Below are 21,510 nucleotides of genomic sequence, written 5' to 3' on the forward strand. Positions count from 1 at the left end.
CGAGCAGGTGGACGATCCGTGCTGGTCGGAGGGAGGTAGGAAGATGGTTCTTCCACACAGGTCCGTTTTCGTCGGGTTGGCCGCGCTGGCCATGGTGGCGGCGGCGACACCGGCGATGGCCGCCGAGCCGGTCGGCACCATCCGCAGTGCCGGCGGCGCCACAGCGGTCGAAGGCAGCTACATCGTCGTGTTCAAGGAGAACGAGGTCGGTCGCAGCGCGGTGGGGTCCTCGGTGGACCGGCTGCTGCGTCGGCACGGCGGCACCACTGCCCGGACGTACAGCGCGGCCGTGCGCGGTGCCGAACTGCGGGTCAGCGCCAAGGCCGCAGCCCGGATCGCCGCCGACCCCGCGGTGGCGTACGTCGAGCAGAACCACACCGTCTCGATCAGCGGAACCCAGACGAACCCCCCGTCCTGGGGCCTGGACCGGATCGATCAGCGCAACCTGCCGTTGAACAGCTCCTACACCTACCCCAACACCGCCTCGAACGTGACGTCGTACGTCATCGACACCGGCATCCGGATCACCCACTCGGACTTCGGCGGCCGGGCGACCTGGGGCACCAACACGGTCGACTCCAACAACACCGACTGCAACGGTCACGGCACCCACGTCGCCGGCACGGTCGGTGGCTCGGCGTACGGCGTGGCCAAGGCCACCCGGTTGGTCGCGGTCAAGGTGCTCAACTGCTCCGGCAGCGGCACCAACGCCGGGGTCATCGCCGGCATCGACTGGGTCACCGCGAACGCGGTCAAGCCCGCCGTGGCCAACATGAGCCTCGGCGGCGGGGCGAGCACGGCCACCGACAACGCGGTGATCAACTCGATCAACTCCGGGGTGACGTACGCGGTGGCCGCCGGCAACGGCAACGCGCTCGGTCAGCGGCAGAACGCCTGCAACTACTCGCCCGCCCGGGCCGAGCCGGCGATCACCGTCGGTGCCACTCAGAACAACGACGCCGCCGCGAGCTTCTCGAACTTCGGCACCTGCGTGGACATCCTCGCGCCGGGGGTGAGCATCACCTCGGCCTGGCACACCAACGACACCGCCACGAACAGCATCAGCGGCACCTCGATGGCCTCGCCGCACGTGGCCGGTGCGGCGGCGCTGGTGCTCTCGGCCAACCCGTCGTGGACCCCGCTACAGGTCCGCAACTACCTGGTCGACAACGCCACCCCGAACGTGATCAGCAACGTGGGCACCGGCACCCCGAACCGGCTGCTCTACGTGGTCAACGGTGACACGCCGCCGCCGACCAACGACTTCTCGGTCTCGGTGTCGCCGACCGCCGGCTCCACCGCGCCGGGCGGGTCGGTGACCGCGACCGTGGCCACCGCCACCACCAACGGCTCCGCCCAGTCGGTGAGCCTCTCGGCCAGCGGCCTGCCGTCCGGGGCGACCGCCTCGTTCAGCCCGGCCACGGTCACCTCGGGCGGTTCGTCGACGCTTACCATCAGCACCTCGGGCAGCACCCCGGCCGGCACGTACCCGGTGACGGTGACCGGCAGCGCGGCCTCCGGCACGAAGACCGCGACCTACTCGCTGACGGTGACCGGCAGCGGCAGCGGTGGTTGCTCCGGCAGCAACGGCACCGACGTGTCGATCCCGGACGCCGGCTCGGCGGTGACCAGCTCGATCACCATCTCCGGCTGCAACCGCAACGCCTCGTCGAGTTCGACGGTGGCGGTGAACATCGTGCACACCTACCGTGGTGACCTGGTCATCGACCTGCTCGCCCCGGACGGGTCGTCGTACCGGCTGAAGAACAGCAGCATCTTCGACGGCACGGACAACGTGAACGCCACCTACACGGTGAACCTCTCCAGCGAGGCGGCGAACGGCACCTGGCGGCTCCAGGTGCGCGACGTCTACAGCGGTGACACCGGCTACCTCAACACCTGGACGCTTACCCTCTGACGTAGGCGACGGCGACGGGCCCCGGGAAATCCCGGGGCCCGTCGTCGATCAGCGCGTTGGCCGTGGCGTCATCCGGATCGTCATGCGCGACCCCGTCAGACCGCGAACTCCGCCGGCCGCTCGGTGGCCGGCACCGGCGGCCGGGCCTTCCACAGCCCGGTCTTCTGCGCGAACAACCGGGCGAGGTACGCCGGGTTGAGGATCACGTAGCGCCGCCACAGCCGCTTGGGTTCCAACCCGAGCCGCCAGAACCACTCCAGCCCGGCCCGCTGCATCCACGGTGGCGGCTGGCGCAGCAGCCCGGCGTGGTAGTCGAAGGCGGCACCGACCGCCATCAGCGGCATGTCCAGCAGCGGTCGCATCGCGTACGCGAAGACCTCCTGGCGGGGGCAGCCCAGCCCGACCAGGACGAGCCGGGCACCGCTGGCCTTGATCCGGTCGGCGATCTCGACATCCTCGCCGGGCCGTACGGCGCGGAACTTCGACGGCTCGATCCCGGCGATCTTGAGGGCCGGGAACATCCGCTCCAGCGCCGGAATCAGCCGGGCCAGGGTCTCCTCGGTCGAGCCGTACAGGTAGACCGGCAGCCCTTCGTCGGCGAAGCGGGAGAGCACGTGCAGGGTAAGCGTGGGCCCGTAGACCCGATCGTTGAGCCCGGCGCCGTGCAGCAGGTTCAACGCCCAGCGCACCGGCTGACCGTCCGGGGTGACCACGTCGAAGGAGTTGAGCCGGGCGTTGTGCGCCCGATCCAGCACCCCGGTCATCACGCCGTGCACGGCGAGCGCGGTCAGCGCCAGCGGCCGGCGCTCCTGCGCGGCGGCCACCACCTGCTCGGTGGCCTCCGCATAGTCGGTGGCGTCGACCAGGACGCCGAGGACATTCCGCTTTCTCACGCTGCCGGCACCCACTTGTCCATGTTGGCCTCGTAGATCTCACGCATGATCATTGGTACGTCGTAGACCTGCTTCCAGTCCGGGTAGTCGGCCTGGAACGCCTCGTTGGAACCGATCCACCACTTGTGGTCACCGATCCGGTTGGCGGCCACGTACTCGGTCACCATCTCCTGCCCGGTGATCTGCTCGGCCAGTGCGAACGCCTCCCGGTTGGAGGTGTTCGAGTGCCGGCCGCCACCGAGGTTGTAGACCGCCGCCGAGCGCGGGTTGCGGAAGAACGCCTCGAACGCGGAGACCACGTCCGAGCTGTGGATCGCGTCCCGGACCTGCTTGCCCTGGTATCCGAAGATCTTGTACGTCCGGCGTTCCATGTTGGCCCGCATCACGTAACCGAGGAAGCCGTGCAGCTCGGTCGCCGAGTGCGCCGGCCCGGTGAGCGTCCCGCCCCGGAAGCAGGCCGTCCGCATGTCGAAGTACCGACCGTACTCCTGCACCATCACGTCGGCGGCGACCTTGGAGGCGCCGAAGATCGAATGCAGGCAGGCGTCGATCGACATGTCCTCGCGGATGCCCTGCTCGTACGGGTGGCCCGGCTCGATCTCCCACCGGGTCTCCAGCTCGACCAGGGGCAGGCTGTTCGGCCGGTCGCCGTAGACCTTGTTTGTGGAGCAGTGGATGACCGCTGCCTCGATGCAGTGCTCGCGGACGTTCTGTAGGACGTTGAGGGTGCCGGCGGCGTTCACGTCGAAATCGGTGAACGGGTCCCGGACCGCCCAGTCGTGCGAGGGCTGCGCGGCGGTGTGGATCACCACGGCGACGTCCCGGCCGTACCGCTTGAACAGCGCGCCGAGCGCGGCCCGGTCGCGGATGTCGATGCTGTGATGCGAGTACGCCCCGCCCAGCTCGTCGGTCAGCCGGCGGACGTTCCACGCGGTGGACGCCTCCTCGCCGAAGAACTCCTGCCGCATGTCGTTGTCGATGCCGACGACGTCCAGGCCGAGGCCGGCGAAGTGCCGGACCGCCTCGGAGCCGATCAGCCCGCCCGAACCGGTCACGAACGCGACACTCACGAGCCACTCCTGGTGCGTCGGAGGCAGAAACCATCGGAGCATAGCGTGACGTCCGGAACGCCCCGATACGGAGCGAGGGCCCCGCGTTGTCGCGGAGCCCTCGGCTGTGGTGGGGAAGGGGGGAGTTGAACCCCCACGCCCTTTCGGGCACACGGACCTGAACCGTGCGCGTCTGCCATTCCGCCACTTCCCCGTGGCTTGACCCTGGACAGCGTAGCCAGTGCCGAATCCGCTGTTGCCAGCGGGCCTCGGCCATATTACGCGGCCCTGGTCATCGCCGCGAATGGCATTCGCTGCGGGCAGCGGTTACCGTTCGTGGCGGACGAAAGAGTAGCACGAGGATCGCCAACCCATCCGAACGGGCAGTGGCCTGCCGGCAGAGCGGCGTGTGAGCTGCGTGCGCTCTGGGCGGATACCATCATGTCCTCGGGACCCGAGGAGGAGCCGGTGAGCGTGCTGCAACGCTTCGAGAAGCGTCTGGAAGGCCTGGTCGAAGGGGCATTCGCCAAGGTCTTCAAGGGGGTGGTGCACCCCGTGGAGATCCTCAACGCCATGCAGCGGGAGGCCGAGGCGCACAAGGCCATCCTGGCCGGTGGGCGCACGTTGGTGCCCAACCGCTACGTGATCGATCTCTCGCCGTACGACCACAGTCGGCTGGCGCCGTACGCCGCCGCGCTGGCCCAGGAACTGGCCCAGTCGCAGGCGGAGTTCATCGGCGAGCAGGCCTGGACGGTCTACGGCGACGTGATCGTCGAGATCGAGCGCGGCGAAGGGCTGGACACCGGCATGTTCCGGGTCACCGCCGAGGTCTACACCGGCGGCGAGGTCGCCCCGGTCTCGGCGCCCGGTTACGACGCCGGCCCGCCCGGCTACCCCGCTTACGAGCAGGGCGGCGGTTACGGCCCCCCGCCGGGGCACGGTGGCGGACGTAACATCCGGCTGGTTTCCGGCGACGGTCGCACCTATCCACTGCAAATGGGCTCGACCGTGATCGGTCGAGGTGACCAGGCCAACCTGCGTCTGCCGGATGTCGGCATCTCCCGCCGGCACGCCCGGCTGGACTTCGACGGCGGCCAGGTGGTGCTCACCGATCTCGGTTCGACAAACGGCACGATGGTCAACGGTCAGCGGGTCTCCGCCGTGGCGCTGAACCCCGGCGACATGATCCAGCTCGGCACCACCACCCTGACCTTCCGCGTGGACGGCTGATCCGCCTTGCCGGAGCTCGTCATCACCGTCGCCCGGTTCGGGTTCCTCATCCTGCTGTGGATCTTCGTGTTCACGGTGGTCGGTGTCATCCGTCGGGACCTCTTCGCGGGGGCCCGGTCGGGTCGGCTGGTGGCCGCGCCCCGGGCGGTGGGCGCGTCGACCGGCCAGGCGACGGCGAAGCCGGCGAAAGTGAAGCGGGGTCGGGCGGCCCACCAGCTGGTGGTGACCGCAGGGCAACTCGCCGGCACCCGGATCACCCTGGGTGAGGCTCAGATAACCATCGGTCGGGCCGAGGACTCCACGCTCGTCATCACCGACGACTATGCCTCGGCGCGACACGCCCGGCTCGTGCCGCGCGACGGACAATGGTTCGTCGAGGACCTCGGTTCGACTAACGGGACGTACCTGGATCGCGCTAAGGTCACCGGACCGACCCCCGTTCCCCTCGGCGTGCCGATCCGGATCGGCCGCACCTCTCTCGAATTACGGCCATGACTCTGACCCTGCGCTATGCGGCCCACAGCGACCGCGGTCTGATCCGAGACGGTAATCAGGATTCCGTCTACGCCGGACCGCGGCTACTCGCCGTTGCCGACGGCATGGGCGGCATGGCCGCCGGTGACGTCGCCAGCAACATTGTCATCGGTGCCATGGCGCCGTTGGACGAGGATGTCCCCGGTGACGCCCTGGTCGACGCGCTCCGCTCCGCGGTAGGCACCGCCAATCAGCAGCTCCGCGAGACCGTGGACGCCAACCCGCAGCTGGAGGGGATGGGCACCACGCTCACCGCGACCCTCTTCTCCGGCAGCAAGCTGGGCATGGTCCACATCGGCGACTCGCGGGCCTACCTGCTGCGCGACGGCGAGTTCGCGCAGATCACCAAGGACGACACATACGTCCAGATGCTTGTGGACGAGGGCCGGATCAGCCCGGAGGAGGCGAGCAGTCACCCGCAGCGCTCGCTGCTCACCCGGGCGCTGGACGGCCGCGACATCGACCCGGAGTACTCGGTCCGCCAGGTGTTGACCGGCGACCGATACCTGATCTGTTCCGACGGCCTCTCCGGCGTGGTCAGCGCGGAAACCATCGCCGAGACCATGCGCGAGTACGCCGACCCGCAGCAGTGCGTCGAGCGGCTGGTCCAGCTCGCCCTGCGCGGCGGTGGCCCGGACAACATCACCGTGATCATCGCGGACGCCACCGACCGTGACATCGTCGAGGCGGCCCCGATCGTCGGAGGTGCGGCGGCGCGCGACCGGGGGATGGCGACCTCGGCCGACGTCTCCACGCCGGCTGCCCGGGCCTCGGCGCTCTCCGCGCCCCGCCCGGCCACCCCGGAGGAGCCGCCGGCGAGCGACGACGAGCCGGAGGCCCGCCGTCGCCCGCTGCGCGCCCTCGCGATGACCACGGCCCTGATGCTCCTCGTCGGTGGTGGCGTCTTCGCCGGCTGGACCTACACCCAACGGCAGTACTACGTCGGTGCGACGGAGGACGGCCAGGTCGCCGTGTTCCGTGGGATCCAGGGCCAGATCGCCGGCATGGACCTCTCCACCGTCCACTCCAAGAGCACCGCCGACCTGGACGACCTCACCCTCGCCGCGCAGGAGCAGGTCAAGCAGGGCATCCCGGCCAAGAGTGAGCCGGACGCGGAACGCCGGCTGGCGGAACTGACGATGGACACCCCGACCAACGTCAACCTCAAGCCGATCTGCCCGCCGACCCCGACCCCGACGCCGAGTCCGAGCCTCAGCCCCACCGGGCAACTGCCCTCCCCGGCACCGACCGCCCCGGCCGGTTCGCCGACGGCGGTGGGCAGCGGCGCACCGTCGCCCGGTGCGACGTTGGCGCCGCCGACGAGTACGCCGGACGCCCCGCCCGCCGACACCTTCACGCCCACGGTCGACCCGGCGGCCTGCCGGTCGCCCGAATAGGCGCCGGCTACCGACCCGAGGACGATCGTGACCGCACCGGCCACCCCGGCAACCTCGCCCGCCACCGCGGGCGAGCGCCCCGGCGTACGCCTGGCCCGCTCCCGGCGTAACGCCGAGCTGTCGCTGTTGTTGCTGGCGATGGCCCTGGTCGCCGCGTACGGGGCGATGGTCGAGGCGAAGGTCCTGGACACGGTCACGCCCACCTTCTGGGTGCCGGCCGCCGCGCTGACCGGGGTGTTCCTCGGCATGCATCTGGTGATCCGCTTCCTGGCACCGTTCGCCGATCCGGCGCTGCTGCCGGCGGTGGCCCTGCTCAACGGGCTCGGTGTCGGCTTCCTGCACCGGCTGGACCTGGCCCGGGCGGCTCCCGAGGATCGGGTCGACCTGGCCACCTTCGCCGGCACCGGTGGCCGGCAACTGGCCTGGACGCTGGTCTCGGTGATCCTGGCCGCCGGGCTGCTCGTCCTGATGCGTGACCACCGGTCGATCTCCCGGTACGCGTACACGCTGGGTCTGGCGGGCATCGTGCTGGTGATGCTGCCGGCGGTGCTGCCGGCCAGCATCTCGGAGATCAACGGCGCCAAGCTCTGGGTACGCATCGGCGGCTTCTCCATCCAGCCCGGTGAGTTCGCCAAGCTCGCCCTGCTGGTCTTCTTCGCCTACTACCTGGTCCGCAAGCGCGAGGTGCTGTCGCTGGCCAGTCACCGGTTCCTCGGCATCGACTTCCCGCGCGGGCGGGACCTCGGCCCGGTGCTGGTGGTCTGGGTGATCAGCCTGCTGGTCCTGATCTTCGAGAAGGACCTGGGCACCTCGCTGCTCTACTTCGGCATGTTCGTGGCCACTGTCTACATCGCCACCGAACGGGTCAGTTGGCTGCTCATCGGTCTGGTCCTCTTCTTCGGCGGCGCTTATCTCGCGTACGTGCTGGGTGAGGCGGTCGGTGGGCCGTTCGCGAACTTCTACCTGCGCGCGGAGATCTGGCTCGACCCGTTCGCCAAGCCGTACGACGAGGGCTACCAGTTGGTGCAGGGGCTGCTCGCGCTCGGCACCGGCGGGCTGTTCGGGGCGGGGCCGGGTGGTGGTCAGCCGCTGCTGCTGCCCGAGGTGCAGAACGACTTCATCTTCGCCGGTCTCGGTGAGGAGATCGGCCTCTTCGGTCTCTCCGCGCTGCTGGTGATCTACCTGCTGATCGTCGAGCGCGGGCTGCGGGCCGCCCTGGCGGTGCGCGACTCGTTCGGCAAGCTGCTCGCCGGTGGCCTGGCGTTCACCCTCGCGCTACAGGTCTTCGTGATCGTCGGCGGGATCAGCAAGCTGATCCCGCTCACCGGCCAGACCACGCCGTTCCTCTCCGCCGGTGGCTCGTCGCTGATGGCCAACTGGCTGCTCATCGCGGTGCTGCTGCGGGTCTCCGACGCCGGCCGGCGCCCGGTCACCGGCGTCGGCGGCAAGGTGAACCGGCCGGCCGGCGGTCCGCCCGAGCAGCTACACGGTGCCCCCACGGAGGTGATCAAGCCGTGAACGCACCCCTGCGCCGGGTCGGTGTCGTGGTCATCGTCCTGTTCGGCCTGCTCTTCGCAAACCTGAACTGGATCCAGGCCTACAAGGCCGACGAATACCGCACCAGCGACTACAACGGTCGAGTGCAGGTCGCCAAGTACGACCGCAAGCGGGGCAACATCGAGGCGGGCGGGACCGCCCTGGCGGTGAGCAAGGAAACCGACGGGGAGCTGAAGTACCTGCGCACCTACCCGGGCGGCGCGAAGTACGCGCACGTGCTCGGGTACGAGCCGGTGAACGGCTCCGCCACCGGCCTGGAACGGGCCGAGAACGACTTCCTCGCCGGCACCAGTGACCAGCTCATCGTCAACCGGCTGCGGGACATGGTCACCGGTGACCGGACCGCCGGTGGCAACGTGCTGCTCACCCTCTCTCGCCGGGCCCAGGACGTTGCGTACGACGAGCTGCGCAACAACAACCGGGGGGCGGCCAAGGGCGCGGCGATCGCCCTCGACCCGCGAACCGGGGCCGTGCAGGCGCTGGTCTCCATACCCAGCTTCGACCCGAACCCGCTGTCCAGCCACAACACCAACGAGGCGAGTACGGCGTACAACAAGCTGGAGCAGGAGCGTAACCGTCCGCTCCAGAACCGGGCGCTGGGCGAGGTGCTTCCGCCGGGCTCCACCTTCAAGATCGTGGTGGCCGCGGCCGCGCTGGAGAACGGGATCGGCAAGGACACCAACATCTCGGCCGGCCCGAGCTACACCCCGCCCACCTCCGGCCAGTCGATCACCAACGCCGCGCCGTCGATCTGTCCGCAGTCCCAGGTGACCCTGATGAAGGCGGTCACCGACTCCTGCAACACCGGCTTCGCCAAGCTCGGCGTGCAGCTCGGCCCGGACGCGATCAAGGAGAAGGCTCAGGCGTTCGGCTTCGAGCAGGAAGATCTGACCGTCGGCCGGCTCGGCGAGAACGGGCACCCCGTGGCGGCCAGCCGCACCGGCAGCATGCAGAACCCGGACGGCGGCGCCGACCCGGCGGCGCTGGCCCAGTCCTCGATCGGGCAGCGGGACGTGCGGATGACCCCGCTGGAGGGGGCCATGATCGCTGCGGCGGTCGCCAACAACGGCAGCCAGATGCGCCCGTACCTGGTACGGCAGCTACTCGCCCCGGACCGCACCACCGTCTACGACACCGCGAACCCCCGCGAGCTGCGTCGGCCGGTCAGCGGTCAGGTCGCCACCGACCTGCGGGACATGATGGTAAGCGTGGTGGAGAACGGCACCGGTCGCAACGCGCGGATCAACGGCTACACCGTCGGCGGCAAGACCGGTACCGCCCAGTCCGCGCCGGACCGGCCGGACCACGGCTGGTTCATCGGCTTCGCGCTCGACTCCGGCGGTAACCCGGTCTCCGCGGTTTGCGTGGTGCTCGAAGAGGCCGGCAGCGGTGGCAGCGCGGAGGCCGCGCGGATCGCGGGGCAGATCATGCGGGCCGCCATCGCCGAGCCCGGAGGGCGCTGACATGCTCAGTCCCGGAGTGCAGCTCGGCAACCGGTACCGCCTCGACGAGCGGATCGCCAGCGGCGGCATGGGCGACGTCTGGCGCGGCACCGACCAGGTGCTCGGTCGTACGGTGGCAGTCAAGAGCCTGCTCCCGGCGCTGCTGGACGAGCCCGGCTTCGCCGAGCGGTTCCGGGGCGAGGCCCGGACCATGGCGACGATCAACCACCCGGGCGTGGTCGACGTCTACGACTTCGGCAACGACCAGCACATCGCCTTCCTGATCATGGAGTATGTCGAGGGCGACCCGCTCTCGGCCACCCTCAGCCGGGTCGGCCGGCTCACTCCAGCCCGGACGATGGCGCTTGTCGCGCAGGCCGCCGACGCGCTGCACGCCGCGCACGTCAAGGGCATCGTGCACCGGGACGTGAAGCCCGGAAACCTGTTGGTCCGCCCCAACGGCACGCTCGTGCTCACCGACTTCGGCATCGCCCGGTCGGAACTCGTCGGCCAGCTCACCGCGGCCGGCTCGGTGCTCGGCACCGCCTCGTACATCTCGCCGGAGCAGGCCACCGGTCAGGTGGCCACCCCCGCTTCCGACGTCTACGCGCTCGGTGTGGTCGCCTACCAGTGCCTCGCCGGCCGTCGGCCGTTCGAGGGCGACAACCCCCTCGACATCGCCATGCGGCACGTCCGGGAGACCCCGAGGGCGCTGCCGTCCGACATCCCGCCGCAGGTCTGCGCGCTTGTCGAGCGGGCGATGGCCAAGGACCCGAAGGACCGCTGGCCGAGCGCCGCGGTCCTCGCCGGTGCGGCCCGGCAGTTGAAGGCGGCGCTGTCCCGGCAGGCGCGTGGCGGCGGTCAGGCGGCACCGATCTCGGCCGCGCCGGCGTCGCCGGCCCCGGCCGGGCCCAGGTGCCGTCGCGGGCCCCGGCCGCGCCGCATGCTCCGCTGGCCGGCCCGCACATGCCGGCGGCACCGCACCGGCCGGTCGCTGCACCTGCGCCGAACCGCCCGCCGATGGCGCCCCCGCCGAACCGCCCACCGGTGGCGCAGCCGCCCCGCCCGACAGCGGTCGCACCGGCGGCGACCGGTTATCCGCGCGGCGCGGCAACCGTACCCTCTGCCTATCCTGCACAACCGGTCCCGTCACGGAACGCACCCAGGCGGTCACGTCCCGGCATGGTGTTCCTGGCCATCGTGCTGGGCGTACTGGTCGTGGTCTGCTCCGGCGTGGTTTCCTACAAACTGCGGAACAGCCTCAATGTCATGCCGGGCGGGACCCCCGTGCCGGCGGCGACCTCCGAGGCGCTGCGGCCGGGCGGGCGAGACGATCCGGCCGGCACGGCGTACCGTCGACTGGATCAGCTCCGACCGGACGGCGACGAGACGACCACGAGCGAAGGACGACAGACGCGATGACAGCCCAGGCCCGCCTGCTCGGTGGCAGGTACCAGGTCGGCGAGCTGCTCGGGTATGGCGGCATGGCCGAGGTGCACCGCGGTCGCGACCTGCGGCTCGGCCGGGATGTCGCGATCAAGATGCTTCGGGCTGATCTCGCCCGGGACGCCACCTTCCAGATGCGCTTCCGCCGGGAGGCGCAGAACGCCGCCTCGCTCAACCACCCCGCCATCGTCGCCGTCTACGACACCGGGGAGGAGCAGGCCCCCACCGGGGAAACCCTCCCGTTCATCGTGATGGAGTTCGTGAACGGGCGCACCTTGAAGGAGGTGCTCGGCGCCGAGGGCCGGCTACAGCCCCGGCGGGCGCTGGAGATCTGCGCCGACATGTGCGCGGCGCTGGAGTTCAGCCACCGGCACGGCATCATCCACCGGGACATCAAGCCCGGCAACGTGATGCTCACCCAGACCGGCCAGGTCAAGGTGATGGACTTCGGCATCGCCCGGGCGCTGGCCAGCGGTGCCACCACGATGACGCAGACCAGCGCGGTCATCGGCACCGCACAATATCTCTCTCCGGAGCAGGCCCGGGGCGAGGCCGTCGATGCCCGCTCCGACGTGTACGCGGCCGGCTGCGTGCTGTTCGAGCTGCTCTGCGGCCACCCGCCGTTCGTCGGCGACAGCCCGGTAAGCGTCGCGTACCAGCATGTCCGGGAGGCCCCGCCGACCCCGAGCGACCTCAACCCGGACGTCAACCCGGCGGTCGACGCGATCGTGCTCAAGGCGCTGTCGAAGAACCCGCTCAACCGCTACCAGAGCGCCGGCGAGATGCGGGCGGATCTGCTCCGCGCGGCGGCCGGCCGGCCGGTGATGGCGACGCCGGTGATGCGCGAGGACGAGACCGTGGCGATGGCCGCGGCGGCCCCGGGCTATCCGGCGGGCGGTGCGACGCAGACCCGGCAGATCCCGGCCCGGGTGGGTGATCCGCGCCAGCGCCGCGCCTCGTCGTGGCTGATCGCCGTCTTCGCCGCGCTCGGTGTGCTCGCGGTGATCGCCCTGGTCGCCGCCCTCTGGTTGAACCAGCGGGATCCGGCGGACGTGCCGGTGCCGACGCTCACCGGGATGACCCAGCAGGAGGCGTTCGCCCGAATCCAGCAGGACGGCTTCCAGCCGGCGCTCGGCGACGAGGTGTTCGACAAGGACTGCGAGAAGGACAAGGTGGCCAGCCAGACCCCGCCCGCCGGGGAACAGGTGGCACCGGACAGCACGGTGACCGTCTCGCTCTGCGGCGGCGCGCCCGAGGTGACCATCCCGTCGCTGGTCGGCAGCACCCAGGCCGCCGCCGAGGAGCGGCTGAAGGAGCTGAACCTCGAGGTCAAGATCGCGGAGAAGGACGACGCCGCCGCCAAGGGGCAGGTGCTGGCGGTCGACCCGGCCGAGGGCGAGAAGGTGGCCGAGGAGACCGTGGTCACCCTGACCGTCTCCAAGGGGAACGTCGTCCGGGTGCCGAACGTGGTGGGCCTCAGCGAGGCCGACGCGAAGAAGGCGCTGAAGGACGCCGGCCTCGATGCCAATGTGGAGATCGGTCCCGAGGTGCCCGCCGCTCAGGCCGGCCGGGTCACCGACCAGAACCCGAACGCCAATACCCAGCGCACCAAGGGCAGCAAGGTGACCATCTTCGTGTCGGTGGAGGAGCCGGAGGACCCGGACCCGCCGACCCAGACGCCGCCCACCGGTACGCCCACCCCCACCACGCCCCCGCCCGACGGCGATGACGACGGCGGCGGTGGTGGTGGTAGTGGCGGCGGCGGTCCGGTCCTGCCCACCGTCCCGCCGTTCCGCCTGCCCGGCGAGTGACCGCCGGGGAGGGCGCCGAACAGACGTCGGTGCCCGACCCGCCGGGCCGGGCGAGGCGGTGGCGGTGGCTGACCCGGCTGGTCGCCGCCGGGTTGGCGGTGCTGCTGCTCGTCAGCCTGCCCTGGCTCTGGACGACGGTCGCCGCCCGGGGACACCTGCACCCGGCCGACCAGGCACCCAACGCCGATGTGGTGATCGTTCTCGGCACCGCGGTGACCGAGGACGGACACCAGCCGGGCATCCGGCTGGCCGGCCGACTGGAGACCGCCGCCGAACTCGTGCACCGCCAGCGGGCCCGGGTGGTGCTGGTCTCCGGCGACGGCGGCGGGTTGTCGGGCGACGAGACGGCGGCGATGACCGCCCACCTCACCGGGCAACTCGGCGTCGATCCGCGCCGGGTCGTCGCCGACCCGCACGGCCTGGACACCTACGACAGCTGCCTGCGGGCCCGCGAGGTGTACGGCATCGAGCGAGCCCTGATCGTCACCCAGTCCTACCACCTGTCCCGGGCGGTGACCCTCTGCCGGCAGCTGGGCATCGACGCCGACGGGGTGCCCGCCCGCTGCTCGGGCTGTGGCCGGGCGCTGCTGCTGGAGAAGGCGGTACGGGACTACTTCGCCAGCGGCAAGGCGGCCTGGGACGTGATCCGGCACCGGCCGGCCGCCGTCGACTCGCCCGCGCACCCCGGCATCGCCGACGCGCTAAGCAACTGACCGCCGCGTCGGGTCAGTTGGTGGCGGGCGGGCTCGGCCTCAGGCGGCGAATGCGGCGCGTCGGCGGGCGGGCTCGGCCTCAGGCGGCGAATGCGGCGCGTCGGCGGGCGTCGACCTCGGCGGCCAGCTCGGGAGCCCGCTCCAGCGCCTCGGGATGACCACAGCTGGCGAGCCAGTTGGCAAGCATCAGGTGGCCACCCTCGGTGAGCACCGATTCCGGATGGAACTGGACGCCCTCGATCGGCAGGGTGCGATGGCGCATCGCCATCACGATCCCGCCAGCGGTCCACCCGGTCACCTCCAGCTCGGGCGGCAACGTTTCGCGCAGCACCGCGAGGGAGTGGTAGCGGGTGGCGGTGAACGGGTCGGGCAGACCGGCGAGGACGCCGGTGTTGTCGTGCCGGACCTGCGAGGTCTTGCCGTGCAGCAGCTCCGGGGCACGGGTGACCGTGGCCCCGAACGCCTCGCCGATCGCCTGATGGCCCAGGCAGACGCCGAAGATCGGCACCTTGCCCGCGTACGCGCGGATCAGGTCCAGGCAGATGCCGGCCCGGTCAGGACTGCCCGGCCCGGGTGAGAGCAGTACGCCGGCCGCACCGACCTGCCCCACCTCGGCCAGCTCGATCTCGTCGTTGCGCCGTACCTCGCACTCGACGCCGAGTTGCCCGAGATACTGCACCAGGTTGAAAACGAACGAGTCGTAGTTGTCGATCACCAGGACGCGCATGGGCCTCACTAGTCCTCGTCCGGTGGCGGGCTGTTGTTCCGCTCGGTGTCGTAGGGCAGGTCGTGCTCGTCGCCGGGTGGCGCGTCGTCGGCCGGACCGTCGCCGGGCACCCCGTCACCGGGCGCACCCGGCACCCCGGAATCCTCGGTGACCTGCACATCGCTGCCGGTGAAGGGAAGCAGCGGCTCCGCCCAGGGGAACACCACGTACCAGAGCAACGCCACAATCGTGGTGGCGAGCAGCAGGCTGCCGGCGAGCTTGCCGGGTAGCCCGAAGGGGAGTTTTCGCCAGATCCAGGCGTACACGCTCAGGCCCCCAGCTCCGCCGGACGTCCCTCGGACTTCGGCTGGGTACGCGTCAACTCGGCGTGCACGATCAACCGCTCGTAGTTGTCGAACTTGGGGTTGCAGGTGGTCAGGGTCAGCATCCGCTTGGTCGGCTTCTGACCCGGCCGGCCCGGGACCGGGGCGACCACCTCGACCTGGGACGGCTTCACGATCCGGCTGTCGGTGACCTGGTAGACGTACCACTCGGTGCGACCCTCGACCAGGATCGGGTCGCCCTTGCGCAGCTCGTCCAGCCGCCAGAAGGTGGCCCGGTTCCGGTGTCCGGCGACGGAGAAGTTCCCGACCTCACCCGGCATGGCGCTGTCCGGGTAGTGGCCCGGGGCGTACCGGATGTCCTTCTGGGTGACGCCCTCGACCACGATCCATTCCTTGTCGATCTTCGGAATGGCGAGCAGCGCGATCGGCTTGCCGTGCACCGGCGGTCGCGGCTTGCTGGACGGGCTGGCCGAGGGAGCCACCGTCGGATCGCCTTCCGGGCCCCACGCCTGTGCCAGTTGCTCGCTCAGGTCGCCCTGGTGCGCGTCGACGATCGCCGACTTGCCCCAGATCTCGTAGCCGGCGAAGAGGAGCACCACCAGGCCGAAGGTGATCAACAGCTCGCCGCCGACGCGCAGGCCGGCCCGGACCCGGGACCAGATCGAAGGGCGGGTCAGCTCCGAGTAGACACTCTTGTAGCCCTCACCGGTCTGCTGGGCGCGCAGCTGAACCACCCGGTCGCCCCGCCGCGGCTTGGGTTGCTCGGCGGGCTCGTCGGCACCGTCCGCCGGGTCCCCCTCCTTCTTCGGCGGCCGGGGCACCGCGCCCATCAGCGCGGTTGAGTCCAGCGCCGGCTGACTACCCGGCCCGGTGGCCCCGGTGACCGCCGGGATGAGCGCGGTGGCCGCCGGATCCACCGGCCGCTGCGGCGTTGCCGGCCCGCTCTGCCGGTTCGGCGCGGTCGGGCTGCTCGGCTCGTTCGACGCAGCTGGGCCGGTCGGGCTGTGCTGCCGGTTCGGCGTACCCGGGCCGGTTGGGCTGTGCTGCCGGTTCGGCGTACCCGGGCTAATCGGTTGGTTGGTGATGGCCAGGGTGGCCGTCGGTGCGTCGGCAAGGCTGGCCGCGTTCGCCGGGGGCGGCCCGCTGCTCGGGCCGGGACGGGTCGCCTCACCCGGTCGAGGAAAACCGGACGGTGTACCGCCCCCGACTGCCGGCGGGGCAGCCGCTTGCGGGCCGGGCCGCTCCGACGCCCCGGTCGGGGTCGCGGCACCGCCGATTTTCGGCATCAGCGTGGTCGGTCCCTCGGCCGACCAGCCGCCCTGGTCGGCGCTGTGGCCGCCGGAGGGCCGGGCGGGCTCGGCACCGTGGGCGCCGGTGGTCTCCGCCGGCCGGGCCGGCGTCGCCCACGGCTGCTGGTTCGGGTGCGGCTGGTTCGGATGCGGCTGGTTCTGGTGCTGCGCAGTGGTGGGCGCCGAGGGCGCAACCGACCCCTGCGGGGTGCCGCCGGGCGTGGGCTGTGCGGCGTACGACTGGGGGGTGGCCGGTCGTTGCTGGCCGCCAACCTGCTCGGCGGGCTGGGTGTCCTGGGACCTCCAGCCGGGCTGATTCTCTTGCCCGGGGTACGGCTGCTGCTCGTGGCCCCGTCCGACCGGCGGCGTGCCGTTCGCCGGTGCGCCGGCCGGGGTGGGCCGAGGCGGCGCGGCGTCCGGCTGGGCCGGCCCGGCAGTCGGCGGCGGCGGCCCGAGGTCCGGTTGCCGCGCGGCGGGGGGACGGCTCGGCTGGAAGGCGTCCCGCCAGGGGGTCGGCTCGCCAGGGATGCCGGACTGACCGGTCGGCGCGGCGGAGCCGTTGCGCTTGTCGGCCGGGCTCCCGCCCGGTTGCCAGCCGTTGTGGTCGGGACGCTGGCCGGGCGTGGCGCTCCACCGGTCCGCTGCCGGCTGCTGCCGGCCCGGCGCGGTGTCCCATTGACTGGTCGCGGCGTCCCAACCGCCGCCGGCCTGGTCCCGCTTCGGCTGAGCGTCCCAATGGCCCGGTGCGATGGCCTGCTCCCGATTGGGCTGAGCGTCCCAGCGACCGGCGGCGGCCTGTTCGCGGTTGAGCTGGTTGTCCCAGCGACCGGAGGCGGCGGCCTGCTCGCGGTGGGGCTGCTGGGCGTCCCAGCGGCCGAGGTCGGTCGGGCGCTGGGCCTGGGGGGCTCGGTCGCCGGGGCGCTCCGCGGGACGCGGTGCCACCGGGTCCGGCCAGGGCAGGGTCGCCCGCGGCTGGGCCGGTGCGGGCTCCGGGCGCTCGACCTTGGGTATGAAGGCGGTGGACTCGTCGGCCTGGTCGCGGTGCCGGCCGTCGGGTTGTTGGCTCATGACGGCACTCCGCTACGTTCAGCGCGGTCACGAGGCACCGACGCACCTACCTGATGATTCGCCTGCTGGCGCTCGCTCATTCCCGGCCTCACCTCGGCACCGTGGCGGAGCGCAGGGTGGTGGAATCCTCGAACGCGGGAACGGTGACCGTCGACTCCCGCTCGGAGTAGCCGAGCTGATAGTTCTCGACTGCGTCCCTGAACCACCGGACTCCCTCGGAAGCGGCGAGGGCCTGCCGGAGGGCGGCGGGATCGCCAATTGCTACGATCTTGAAAGGTGGGGAGTACACCCGGCCGTGCAGCAGCAGGGTGTTACCCACGCAGCGTACCGCGCTGGTGCTCAGGACGCGCACGTCCATGATTGACATGGCTTCGGCGCCGCCGGCCCAGAGCGCGTTGACCACCGCTTGGACGTCGCCCTGGTGGACGACCAGGTCGTCGTTCTCGACCCCCTCGGGCAGGCTGCTGAGCTGCGGCGCGTCGTTGAGCTCGACCGTCAGCCCGGAGCCGGTGAGGGCGGTGAAGCCGGCCGCGCCGAGACTCGCGCCGGCCCGCTGCTGCTGCTCCTTGATCGTGTCGTCCGAGTCGGCGAGGTCGGTCGTGCGGCTCTCGACCTCCCGGCGCAGGCGCGCGGCGCGTTCCTCGTTGGCGGCCACCTGGGCGCGTCGGTCCTCGATCAGCTCGGTCAGCTGCGGGCGTCGATCCTCGCGCAGCGCGGTCCCGCCGGCGGTGCTGGCGGTGGTGGTGAAGAGCAGGCCAGCGGCGGCGGCGATCATCGGTACGCCGATGGACCAGCCTGGTCGGCGCTGCCGGGGCCGGCGTGGCAGCAACGCGGCGACCAGCCGCCGCAGCGCCTTCTGCCACGAGGCTGCGCCGGATGTGTACTCCACGGACCGTTTCCCCCTGTCCCCACCTGCTGCACCCGCGCGATGCGGGTTTTGAGCGAGCCGTCGGGCAGCTCGTTTCCGGTCTGCCCGGTACCGGTCTGGCCCCATTCGTGGATTGGACGAGCCTTCCGGACTACGCTAGCTCTCGAACATTATTGGCCATGGACCGTCGCCCTCGCGCCCGGTTGCAGGCCGGACGAGGTCGTAACCCCTCTGGAGAGCGTCGTGCCCAAGTCTCAGGTCCGCAAGAAGAAGGTGTACACCCCGCCCACGGACGTCCGCCCGACGGCGACAGCGGCGACGCGCAAGCCGAGCCCACTCTGGCTGCCGGTCTCGGCGGTGTCGCTCATCGTGTTCGGCATCGGCTGGCTGGTGGTCTACTACCTCTCCGAGCAGGAATACCCGGTCATGGAGCTGGGTTACTGGAACCTCGCGGTGGGCTTCGGCGCGATGGTCGCCTCGTTGATCCTGCTCTCCCGCTGGCGCTGAGTCACCCGCAGGGCACACACCCGGCGCCGCGCGCCGTGCAGCCAGGGGCCGCCCGGCGCGAATCCCGGTGACCTCCTAAGGTGGGCGCAGGGCGACGTGGCCCTGGGTGCGAGAAGACTCACGTTACTCTCGGGTAACCTTGCGCGTAGGCTGCACTGCATGACCGAGCGGAGCGAGGTCAGCAACCGATCCGGTTGACGGTGCGGTGGTGCCTACCGCTCGTGCCCGACCCGGTCGCCACGCCCGCTCGACAGGCAGCAGACCGGGAGGCCAACTCGATGGGCAGCGTCCAGATCGTCACCACGATCCTCGCGGCCGCCATCACCGCCGTGGCGGTGTGGCTTGCCGTGCGCGCGGTCATGAAGATGGTGGCGGTGATCCGGCTGGGTCAGCCCGACCCGTCCCGCTTCGGCGACCCGGTCAGCCGCACGAAGACAATGCTCGCGGAGACCGCCGGGCACACCCGGATGCTCCGCTGGAGCGTGGTGGGTGCCGCGCACTGGTTCGTGATGGTCGGCTTCATCGTGCTGTCGCTGCTGGTGCTCGAAGCGTACTTCGAGGTGGTCTCGCCGACCGGCGGGCTGCCGCTGATCGGCAGCTGGACGATCTATGGCCTGGTCACCGAGTGGATCGGCATCCTGGGCATCGTCGGCATCGCGGTGTTGATCGCCATCCGGGTGGCCAACCGGCCGAACCGGGCCGGCCGCCGGTCGCGGTTCACCGGGTCCACCATGTGGCAGGGCTACTTCGTCGAAGCGGTCGTCCTGGCCGTCCTGATCATGGGTTTCCTGATCCGTGGCTTCAAGGTCGCCACCGACCACTTCGAGTACCCGACCTGGGCCACCCCGCTCAGCCACGCGGTCGGCTCGGCGCTGCCGGGCTGGGAGGCCGGCGTCAGCATCGCCGCCCTCATCAAGATCGCCATCTCGATGACCTGGCTCATCGTGATCTCGCTGAACGTCACCATGGGGGTGGCCTGGCACCGCTTCCTCGCCTTCCCCAACATCTTCTTCAAGCGCAACCCGGGTAAGACCGGCTCCGGCCTCGGCGCGCTGCGGCCGATGATGAGCGACGGCAAGCCGCTGGACTTCGAAGAGGCCGACCCGGAAAAGGACCAGTTCGGCGTCGCCCAGGTCGAGCAGTTCACCTGGAAGGGCCTGCTGGACTTCAGCACCTGCACCGAGTGTGGCCGGTGCCAGTCGCAGTGCCCGGCCTGGAACACCGGCAAGCCGCTGTCGCCGAAGCTGCTGGTGCTCAGCCTGCGCGACCACGCCTACGCCAAGGCGCCCTACCTGCTGGCGGGCGGCGGCAAGGACCTGACCGGCGAGGAGAAGGCCACCGCCGCCCAGCTCGCCCACGTCGACGTACTGGCACTTGCCGAGGCGGAGAAGCCGCTGATCGGCGACGCCGAGGCGGGCGGTGTGATCGACCCGGACGTGCTCTGGTCGTGCACCACCTGCGGTGCCTGTGTGGAGCAGTGCCCGGTCGACATCGAGCACGTCGACCACATCGTCGACATGCGCCGATACCAGGTGCTCATCGAGTCCAGCTTCCCCTCGGAGGCCGGCGTGATGCTGCGCAACCTGGAGAACAAGGGCAATCCCTGGGGTGCGCCGCAGAACACCCGCGAGGACTGGACCAAGGGCCTCGACTTCGAGGTTCCCCGGGTCGGCGAGGTGGAGGACTTCGAGTACCTGTTCTGGGTGGGTTGCGCCGGTGCCTTCGAGGACCGGGCCAAGAAGACCACCCGCGCGGTGGCCACCCTGCTGAACGAGGCGGGCGTCTCGTTCGCCATCCTCGGCGAGGGCGAGACCTGCTCGGGTGACCCCGCTCGACGGATCGGCAACGAGTTCGTCTTCCAGATGCTCGCCCAGCAGAACGTGGAGACCCTGAACGAGGCGTTCGAGGGGCGCGAGAAGGCCAAGCGCAAGATCGTCGCGACCTGCCCGCACTGCTTCAACACGCTCGGCAACGAGTACGGCCAGCTCGGCGGCGAGTTCGAGGTGGTGCACCACACCCAGCTGCTGGCCCACCTGGTCGCCACCGGAAAGCTCACCCCGGTGCAGCCGGTCGACGGCGGGGTGACCTACCACGACCCGTGCTACCTCGGTCGACACAACCGGGTGTTCACCCCGCCGCGCGAGGTGCTGGGCAGCGCCATTGCCGGTGGATCCGGCGGCGCTGCGGACGGCGGTCTCGTCGAGATGCCGCGTAACAGCGAGCGTTCCTTCTGCTGCGGCGCCGGTGGCGCCCGGATGTGGATGGAGGAGCGGATCGGCAAGCGGATCAACGTCGACCGGGTGGAGGAGGCCATGTCCACCGGGGCGAGGACGGTGGCCGTCGGCTGCCCGTTCTGCTCGACGATGCTCAGCGACGGGGTGAACGGCAAGGGTGCCGGTGAGCAGGTCGAGGTGGTCGACGTGGCAAGCGTCCTGCTCCGGTCGGTCAAGCCCGAACAGCCGACCGCCTCGGCGCAGGAGCCGGTCGGCAACTGACACACGACCCGTACGCGGGGTGCGAGGGTACCTTCACCGGTGCCGTCGTACCCCGTTTACGTATTGGCCCAGATAACTGTTACGAGAATGGTCGACACCCTTTGTATTCGACCGGTCGCGCAAACGTGAATAAGCCGTTGGTCGCCTTGATTCCGCAGCACGCCTTCCCTAGTCTTGGGCACCGGCCGCCGTAGGTCGTCTGTCCCGCCCCTTACCGCTCGCGGGACGCCCGGTGGTCGGTTG

At 70.8% G+C, this 21,510-nt stretch carries 16 protein-coding genes, 1 tRNA gene and 1 pseudogene; 11 read left to right on the forward strand and 7 right to left on the reverse strand.

Annotated features, from left to right (window positions below; all coding sequences use genetic code 11):
* The first annotated feature begins 43 nt into the window (after nt 1-43).
* Nucleotides 44-1,918, forward strand: a complete 1,875-nt coding sequence (locus QQG74_RS00370; RefSeq protein WP_341718310.1) for a S8 family serine peptidase — start codon at nt 44-46, stop codon at nt 1,916-1,918.
* A gap of 95 nt (nt 1,919-2,013) precedes the next feature.
* On the opposite strand, the gene QQG74_RS00375 is transcribed toward QQG74_RS00370, so the two are convergent.
* The 3 genes from QQG74_RS00375 to QQG74_RS00385 form a co-directional block, all read right to left on the reverse strand.
* The gene (locus tag QQG74_RS00375) at nt 2,014-2,826 is read right to left on the reverse strand and encodes a WecB/TagA/CpsF family glycosyltransferase (protein ID WP_341718311.1); all 813 of its coding nucleotides are present in this window, start codon (nt 2,824-2,826) and stop codon (nt 2,014-2,016) included.
* On the reverse strand, nt 2,808-3,923 hold the full coding sequence (locus QQG74_RS00380; protein ID WP_341718312.1) for an NAD-dependent epimerase/dehydratase family protein: 1,116 nt from the start codon (nt 3,921-3,923) through the stop codon (nt 2,808-2,810). The genes QQG74_RS00375 and QQG74_RS00380 overlap by 19 nt, the downstream gene beginning before the upstream one ends.
* A gap of 65 nt (nt 3,924-3,988) precedes the next feature.
* A tRNA-Leu gene (locus QQG74_RS00385) sits at nt 3,989-4,074 on the reverse strand.
* 227 nt (nt 4,075-4,301) lie between these two features.
* Here QQG74_RS00385 and QQG74_RS00390 point away from each other — a divergent pair.
* The 8 genes and pseudogenes from QQG74_RS00390 to QQG74_RS00425 all read left to right on the forward strand — a co-directional run bounded on the left by QQG74_RS00390 (nt 4,302) and on the right by QQG74_RS00425 (nt 13,990).
* Complete coding sequence (locus tag QQG74_RS00390; protein ID WP_341718313.1) at nt 4,302-5,090, forward strand: DUF3662 and FHA domain-containing protein; 789 nt, start codon at nt 4,302-4,304, stop codon at nt 5,088-5,090.
* A 6-nt stretch (nt 5,091-5,096) separates the two neighbouring features.
* Complete coding sequence (locus QQG74_RS00395) at nt 5,097-5,585, forward strand: FHA domain-containing protein (RefSeq protein WP_341718314.1); 489 nt, start codon at nt 5,097-5,099, stop codon at nt 5,583-5,585.
* Complete coding sequence (locus tag QQG74_RS00400; protein WP_341718315.1) at nt 5,582-7,021, forward strand: PP2C family serine/threonine-protein phosphatase; 1,440 nt, start codon at nt 5,582-5,584, stop codon at nt 7,019-7,021. Before QQG74_RS00395 ends, QQG74_RS00400 begins: the two co-directional genes overlap by 4 nt.
* 138 nt (nt 7,022-7,159) lie before the next feature.
* On the forward strand, nt 7,160-8,539 hold the full coding sequence (locus tag QQG74_RS00405) for an FtsW/RodA/SpoVE family cell cycle protein (RefSeq protein WP_341721477.1): 1,380 nt from the start codon (nt 7,160-7,162) through the stop codon (nt 8,537-8,539).
* Nucleotides 8,536-10,041, forward strand: coding sequence for a penicillin-binding protein 2 (locus QQG74_RS00410; RefSeq protein ID WP_341718316.1), 1,506 nt, complete (start codon nt 8,536-8,538; stop codon nt 10,039-10,041). The genes QQG74_RS00405 and QQG74_RS00410 overlap by 4 nt, the downstream gene beginning before the upstream one ends.
* A 1-nt stretch (nt 10,042) precedes the next feature.
* Nucleotides 10,043-11,442, forward strand: a pseudogene (locus tag QQG74_RS00415) (serine/threonine-protein kinase).
* Nucleotides 11,439-13,277, forward strand: a complete 1,839-nt coding sequence (pknB, locus tag QQG74_RS00420; protein ID WP_341718317.1) for a Stk1 family PASTA domain-containing Ser/Thr kinase — start codon at nt 11,439-11,441, stop codon at nt 13,275-13,277. The pseudogene QQG74_RS00415 and the gene pknB overlap by 4 nt, the downstream one beginning before the upstream one ends.
* Nucleotides 13,274-13,990, forward strand: coding sequence for a YdcF family protein (locus tag QQG74_RS00425; RefSeq protein WP_341718318.1), 717 nt, complete (start codon nt 13,274-13,276; stop codon nt 13,988-13,990). Before pknB ends, QQG74_RS00425 begins: the two co-directional genes overlap by 4 nt.
* A 79-nt stretch (nt 13,991-14,069) precedes the next feature.
* On the opposite strand, the gene QQG74_RS00430 is transcribed toward QQG74_RS00425, so the two are convergent.
* The 4 genes from QQG74_RS00430 to QQG74_RS00445 form a co-directional block, all read right to left on the reverse strand.
* Nucleotides 14,070-14,717 (reverse strand): aminodeoxychorismate/anthranilate synthase component II, encoded by a 648-nt coding sequence (locus QQG74_RS00430; protein WP_341718319.1) that lies wholly within the window; start codon nt 14,715-14,717, stop codon nt 14,070-14,072.
* An 8-nt stretch (nt 14,718-14,725) separates the two neighbouring features.
* A complete protein-coding gene (locus tag QQG74_RS00435) occupies nt 14,726-15,022 on the reverse strand; it encodes a hypothetical protein (protein ID WP_341718320.1) in 297 nt (98 codons plus the stop codon).
* A 2-nt stretch (nt 15,023-15,024) separates the two neighbouring features.
* Complete coding sequence (locus QQG74_RS00440; RefSeq protein WP_341718321.1) at nt 15,025-17,397, reverse strand: class E sortase; 2,373 nt, start codon at nt 17,395-17,397, stop codon at nt 15,025-15,027.
* 88 nt (nt 17,398-17,485) lie between these two features.
* A complete protein-coding gene (locus QQG74_RS00445; RefSeq protein WP_341718322.1) occupies nt 17,486-18,286 on the reverse strand; it encodes a DUF881 domain-containing protein in 801 nt (266 codons plus the stop codon).
* Between the two features lie 222 nt (nt 18,287-18,508).
* On the opposite strand from QQG74_RS00445, the gene QQG74_RS00450 reads away from it, so the two are divergent.
* Both QQG74_RS00450 and QQG74_RS00455 read left to right on the forward strand, forming a co-directional pair.
* A complete protein-coding gene (locus QQG74_RS00450; RefSeq protein WP_204035300.1) occupies nt 18,509-18,772 on the forward strand; it encodes a cell division protein CrgA in 264 nt (87 codons plus the stop codon).
* Nucleotides 18,773-19,050: 278 nt separating this feature from the next.
* Nucleotides 19,051-21,267 (forward strand): (Fe-S)-binding protein, encoded by a 2,217-nt coding sequence (locus tag QQG74_RS00455; protein WP_341721478.1) that lies wholly within the window; start codon nt 19,051-19,053, stop codon nt 21,265-21,267.
* Nucleotides 21,268-21,510: the final 243 nt, after the last annotated feature.

The sequence above is a fragment of the Micromonospora sp. FIMYZ51 genome (assembly GCF_038246755.1).
Lineage (GTDB): Bacteria > Actinomycetota > Actinomycetes > Mycobacteriales > Micromonosporaceae > Micromonospora.